Annotated in this window: 1 protein-coding gene; it reads left to right on the top strand. The window is 43.0% G+C overall.

Annotated elements, in window-relative coordinates; translation table 11 throughout:
• Positions 1-7,880: beta strand repeat-containing protein (locus tag ACP6PL_RS18035; protein WP_426546652.1), on the top strand; the 7,880-nt coding region annotated here is incomplete at both ends.

The raw sequence follows: 7,880 nt of genomic DNA, 5'->3' as shown, positions 1-7,880 counted from the left end.
GATATTACTATCTCGACTCAGACTGGTGATATCAATACAGAAAGCCTCAATTCCTTTTCTTATTCGTCAAAGAGTAGAAACTCAGGAAATGGGGGTGATATTACTATATACGCGGGTGGTGATATCAATACATACGACTTTAATTCCTATTCCCGGTCTTCGATAGGTGACTACGGTAGTAGTGGTAACTCAGGAAATGGGGGTGATATTACTATATACGCAGATGGTGATATTACTATATACGGGCTTGATTCCTCTTCCTCTGATTCCGATCAGAAGTCAGGAAATGGGGGTGGTATTACTATATACGCAGATGGTGATATCAATACATACGCGCTTAATTCCTCTTCCTCTTCTTTTTTTGGCGATTCAGGAAATGGGGGAGACATTTTTGTAGACGCAGGAGGCAATATTACTATATCTGACATCAATTCCTCTTCTTCTGGAAACTTAGGAAATGGGGGAGACATTTTTGTAGACGCAGGAGGCAATATTACTATATCTGACATCAATTCCTCTTCTTCTGGAAACTTAGGAAATGGGGGAGACATTTTTGTAGACGCAGGAGTGAATATTACTATATCTGACATCAATTCCTCTTCCTCTTCTTTTTCTGGCGATTCAGGAAATGGGGGAGACATTTTTGTAGACGCAGGAGTGAATATCATTACATCTGATATTGATTCCTATTCCTATTCTGATTATGGTAACTCAGGAAATGGGGGAGACATTTCTCTAAATAAATTCAACACTTCAGAATATGAAGGCACAGAACAACGACAAATCAGAACATTCTCAGTCGGAAAAAACGACTCAGGAGATGGTGGAAATGTTAACATTTCCACCAACAACCTCAGCAACACAGAAATAATAACACAATCTTCCCACTCCCAATCAGGGGAAGTGACAATAGAAAGTCAACCACAAGGAAACCTTCAATTAAATGATTTATCCATCATTACCAGCCAACAAATAACTATAGAATTACTCGTACCTACCGGGGGCGTAATAGGAGCTACATTCTTCTCCAAAGAGAAAGTAGAAATAGACCTTGGAAAAACAGGTCAATCAGGCCCAGTATCCATCATCAGCAATGGCAACATCAACCTCAAAAACGTTACCATTGAAAGCGATACAAAAAGCGACCAAGCTGCCGGAAACGTGAAAATTGAGAGTCAAGAAGGTACAATATCCCTGAACAACACCAGCATCCTGAGCACCACCAACGCCGAAGGCAACGCAGGTAATATCACTATCAAAGCCCCCCAAGATATTGAACTGACTAATAACAGCCAACTCCAAGGAGACACTCAAGGGAGTGGAAAAGCAGGAACTATTACAGTTGAAGCTGGAACCCTAAATCTTAATCAAAGCACCAGTCTAACCACAGAAACCAGTGGTGCAGGGGCACCAGGCCAAATAGAAGTCAAAGCAAACACCATAGACATCGGACAAGATGCCAAAATCAGTGCTACTATTACCGCCGACTCAAGCAACACAGAAGGAGGAGGTAATATCAACATCCAAGCTAACACCCTCAATATTTCCGGCACATTAGGAATATTTGCAGAAACAGCAGGAGCAGCAGATGCAGGTTCCCTTATTCTCCAATCCTACAACGGTACTCCTCAGCTAGATATCAACTTCACCAACGACGGCTTCATCTCCGCCTCCACCACATCCACAGGTAACGGAGGCAACATCTCCATCACTGCCCCAGAAAATATAAAAATTGCAGGAGATGGAGAAATTCGAGTCACCACAAATAACACAGGCAACGCAGGCATCATCGACATTGACACCAAAAACCTCACAACATCCGACAAAGTATCTATTACAGCATCAACCACAGGAGACGGAGATGCCGGGGCTATTGAAATTGACGCCAACACCTTTAACCTAGAAAGCGGAACAAGTCTAACCACAGAAACTGACAGTGCTGGAAAAGCAGGAAATATCAGTATCAACTCTCAAACAGTAACCATAGGAGAAGGAGCAGAAATTAGTGCCACAGCCAAAGCAGGAGCTACTAACACAGAAGCAGGAGGTGGAAATATTGATATTAACGCCAACGCGCTCAATATTTCCGGCGAGTTAGGAATATTTGCAGAAACTCAAGGAGAAGCACCAGCAGGTACTCTTACCATCAAACCATATCAAAGAGAAACTGAAGCTCAAGTCAAACAAAGCGAGCCTAACCTAGAGATTAACTTCACCAACGACGGCTTTATTTCCGCCTCCACCACATCCACAGGGAATAGTGGAAATATTAATATTAGCGCTCCAGAAAAAATAGATATTTCAGGAGATGGGAAAATTTCAGTCGAAACCACAGGTACAGGTAATGCAGGTAATATTAATATTGAGACTCAAAACCTGAGCCTGAGTGAAGGAGTTAGTATTTCCGCAGAAACCGACAGTGCTGGAGCAGCCGGAAATATAGAAATAAATGCCCCAACACTAACTATTGGAAACGGCACCTCCATCAGTGCCACAGCATTAGAAAATGCCACTAATACAGAAACAGGTGGAAATATCAGCATCTTTAGCAACAACCTCAACATTTCAGGGGAACTAGGAATATTCGCCGAAACTCAAGGAGAAGCACCAGCAGGTACTCTTACCATCAAACCATACTCCGACAACCAAGACCTAGATATCAACTTCAGCAACCAAGGTTTTATCTCAGCTCGCACCACATCCATAGGCAATGGCGGAAATATTAATATTAGCGCTCCAGAAAGTATAGATATTTCAGGAGAAGGAAAAATATCAGTCGAAACGACAAGTACAGGTAATGCAGGTGAAATTAATATTGATACCCAAAGTCTAACAACATCTGACAAAGTATCCATATCAGCATCCACAACAGGAGATGGAAACGCTGGAGAGATAACTATTAATACCAACACCTTTAACCTAGAAACAGGAACAAGTCTCACCACAGAAACCAACAGCGCCGGAAAAGCAGGAGACATCAGCATCAACTCCGAAACATTAACCATAGGAGAAGGAGCAAAAATTAGTGCCACAGCAAAAGCAGAAGCTACCAACACAGAAGCAGGTGGAAATATCAGCATTAATACCAACATCCTGAACATTGGAGGAGAGTTAGGAATATTTGCCGAAACCCAAGGCGACTCCCCCGCAGGCACTCTCAACCTGAATACCTACAACGACACGCCAGATATAGATATCAACTTCAGCAACGAAGGTTTTATCTCTGCCCGCACAACATCTAAAGGCAACGGTGGAAATATTAACATTAGCGCTCCAGAAACAATAGATATTTCAGGAGATGGAAAAATCTCAGTTGAAACTACAGGTACAGGCAACGCAGGCCAAATAGAAATTATCACTCCCAACCTCACAATAACCGACAGTATAGACATTACTGCCACCACAACATCCAGTGGAACTGGAGGTAACATATCAGTTAACGTCCAAGACACTATAAATATTACAGGAGACGGAAAAATCTCCGTTGAAACAACAGGTACAGGCAATGCAGGCGAAATTGAAATAGACACAGGCAACCTCCGGGTAGCCGATGGCATGGATATTACTGCATCTACGACAAACACAGGAAATGCAGGTAACATTACAATAGAAGCCAACCAAATTAATCTTCAAAACGACTCCCAAATATTAGGTTCCACACAAGGAGCAGGAGCAGGAGGCAATATTACAATAAAAGCAACTGAAACACTCAACCTAGACAACAACACCCAACTTTCAGTAGAAACTAACAGTGCAGGAACTTCAGGCAACATAGAGATCAACACCCCTCAACTTAACATTAACGACAATGCACAAATAAGTGCCACAGCCAAAGAAAATGCCACTAACACAGCAGCAGGTGGAAATATTATCATCAACAGCAACGAACTGAATATCTCTAGTCCAGAAGGAATATTAGCAGAAACCAAAGGAGCAGCCCCCGCAGGTACTATCAACCTAAATACCTACAACGATAACCCAGACTTAGATATCAACTTCAGCAACCAAGGTAAGATATCAGCCTCCACCACAGGAGCAGGTAACGGCGGAAATATTAATATTAACGCTCCAGAAAATATAGATATTTCAGGAGAAGGCCAAATCTCAGTTCAAACTACAGGTACAGGTGATGCAGGTGAAATTAACATTGAGACAAATAACCTAACAATAGCCGACAAAATAGATATAACTGCCTCTACCTCTTCCACAGGAGAAGGCGGAAATATTAACATTAACGCTCCAGAAACTATAGATATTACTGGAGAGAGCGAAATTTCAGTCGAAACCTCCTCCATAGGTGACGCAGGTGAAATTAACATTGACACAGCTAACCTCACAACATCTGACAAAGTATCTATCTCAGCATCCACCACAGGAGAAGGCAAAGCAGGCAATATCAATATTACCACCAATAATTTTGACCTAAAAGCCGGAACAAGTCTAACCACAGAAACCGACAGTAGTGGCAGTGCGGGAGATATTACTATTAATTCCGAAACACTCAGCATAGGAGAAGGAGCCATAATTAGTGCAACTGCTAAAGAAAACGCCACCAATACAGACACAGCAGGAAACATCACCATCAACAGCAACCAACTTAATATATTCGGACAACTAGGAATATTTGCCGAAACCCAAGGAGAAGCACCCGCAGGTACTCTCAACCTGAATACCTACAACGACAACCCAGAGCTAAACATCAACTTCAGCGAATCAGGTTTCATCTCAGCCCGCACCTTCTCCTCTGGCAACGGAGGCAACATATTTATTACCGCCCCAGAAAACATAAACATTACAGGAAACGGCAAAATAACAGTAGAAACCCAAGGCACAGGCAAAGCCGGAGAAATAAACATCCAAACCCAAAACCTAATAATATCCGAAGACATCACCATCTCAGCAGCTACCTCCAACAACGGAGCAGGAGGCAGCATCAATATCAACCCCACAGAAAAACTTGAACTAAACGGTCAAATAATCACAGAAACCACAAGCACCGGAGCAGGAGGCAACATCACCATCAACACAGGCTCCCTCACAGCCGAAAACAGCACCATCTCAGCCCAAAGCACCGAAACAGCCATCGGAAAAGCAGGCTCAATAGAAATAACCGCCCAATCAAACATAACCACAGGCATCATCACCTCCTCAGCCAACAATAAAACAGAAGCAGCAGATGGAGGTAACATCAGCATCACCAGCCAACAAGGAGAAATTAACGCCACCCAACCAATTCAATCATTCTCAGAAAAAGGCAACGCCGGAGATGTCACCCTCAACGCCCAAACCAACGTCACCACCAACATCATCAGTTCCCACGGCCAACAAAAAGGTGGTCAAATCAACATCACAGCCGCAACGGGAAACATAGACACAAGCAACAGCACCCTAGCCAACTATTCAGGAAGAGGCGACGGAGGAAACGTTAACCTAAGTGCCCCCCAAGGAGACATTACCACCAGTAACATCTCCTCCTTTGCCGATGGTAACGGCGGTCAAATTAACATTAAAGCAGGACGAGAAATAAACCTCGCCGAAAACAGCAATATTATCTCTGCCTCAGAAGTTGCAACCGACAGTGAAACAGACAACCCAGGCACAGGAGGAGACATAACATTAGAAGCAGGTAGCAACATCAACACCACAACAACCAGAATATATTCCGGTGCCAACGTAGGCGACACAGGCACAGTAGACATTAATGCCGAGAGCGCAATAGAAGTAGGAAATATTGACCTAGCATCAGGCTTCGTCAGAGAAAGGCTAGAATTCAACGACAACAATAACTTCACCCTCATTCCTATACCAGAAGGAGAAGCCACCCAAGGTGTTGCAGGAGACATCAGTATAAAGAGCAGCAACGGCACAATAGACACCACAGCCGGAACAATCAACTCCCGATCTCCCGATGGCTCCGGCAAAATCACTATTGAAGCCCTAGGTAACATAACCACAGGCAAATTAGAAGCCAGCGCCCTCAACACAACCAAACCCACCAGAGGTGGAGATATTAGCATCACCAGCCAACAAGGAAAAATTACTGCCACCCAAGCCATAGAAACATTCTCAGAACAAGGCACAGCCGGAAGTGTAAACATTGAAGGAGCAGGCCACGTTGAAATCAACACCATACGATCTCAGGGAACTCAACGGGGTGGAAATATTACAATTCATAGTAGCAGTGAAAACAGTATAGATGCTCAAGGAGACTTAAACACATTTTCCACAGAAGGAACAGCCGGAAATGTCACCCTCACATCCCCAGGAAACATAACTATTAAGGGCATTCGTTCCGAAGGGATGGAACAGGGAGGCAATATTACAGTAGAGAGTGAAATAGGTAATATAGATGCCACCGGAGGAAATATAGACTCCTATTCAGAGCAAGGAATAGGAGGCGACGTACAACTTAACGCCTCAGAAAGTGTAAATCTTGCCAATGTATCATCCTACGGCATGACAGAAAGTGGAGACTTAATTATTCAAAGTCAGCAAGCAGAAGTAAACACAGGCAACGTAACAACAGAAGCCCCACAAGGAAGTAGTGGCAGTATTGTCATCAATGGAACAGAAGTAGGTACAGGAGACTTGAGTTCCATCGGTACAACGAGTGCTGGAGAAATTAACGTTGAAGCGACAGATGGTTCAATAGATACTTATGATGTTGAAATTCAATCTGAGGGCACAATAGGTAGTTTGACTCTACGAGCAACAGAAGATGTTGAGACAGGAGATATTACTCAATCAGCAGGAGAAGGAGATGCGGAAGCAGAGATTTCATCAGGGGAAAACCAAACCACGGGAGATATTAATCAAACTGCTGAGGAGGATACTACCCTGAATCAAGATGCTGGGGGTGATATTACGAACAACAATATCACTCAAAACGCTGGAGATGATGCTACTGTCAATCAAGACACAAGTGTTAATGCCAACAACGAAAATGCTAATACTACAGATACAGGCAATATTACCAACAACAATATTACTCAAAACGCTGGAGGTGATGCTACTCTTAATCAAGACACAAGTGTTAATACCAACAACGAAAATGCCAATACTATAGAATCAAACACAGGCAACATTACCAACAACAATATTACTCAAAACGCTGGAGGTGATGCTAATCTTAACCAAGACACAGGAGTTACGGTTAACAACACAACTAACTCAGAAACAGGAAATGCCTCCAACAATAACACCACCAATATTCAAGCTTCTACAGGCAACATTACCAACAACAATATCACTCAAAACGCTGGAGGTGATGCTAATCTTAACCAAGACACAGGAGTTACAGTCAACAACACAATTAACAGCACCACCAACTCCGACACAGGAAATGCTACCAACAATAACACTACGAATATTCAAGTTTCTACAGGCAACATTACCAACAACGATATCACTCAAAACGCTGGAGGTGATGCTAATCTTAACCAAGACACAGGAGTCACTGTTAACAACACAACTAACAGCACCACCAACTCCGACACAGGAAACGCTACCAACAATAATACCACCAATATAGATACAAATACAGGCAACATTACCAACGACAATATCACTCAAAACGCTGGAGGTGATGCTAATCTCAACCAAGACACAGGAGCTATTGTTACCAACACAACTAACAGCACCACCAACTCCGAAACAGGAAATGTCTCCAACAATAACACCACTAATATAGAATCAAACACAGGCAACATTACCAACAACAATATCACTCAAAACTCTGGAGGTGATGCTACCGTCAACCAAGACACAGGAGTTACAGTCAACAACACAACCAACAGCACCACCAACTCCGAAACAGGCAATGTTACCAACAATAACACCACTAATATAGAATCAAACACAGGCAACATTACCAACAACAA

Origin of the sequence: Dapis purpurea BLCC-M126 (assembly GCF_050015975.1) — a bacterium.
Classification (GTDB): Bacteria; Cyanobacteriota; Cyanobacteriia; order Cyanobacteriales; family Microcoleaceae; genus Trichodesmium.
The sequence above is the reverse complement of the archived record's forward strand: the minus strand, read 5'-3'. Positions and strand labels throughout refer to the sequence as shown.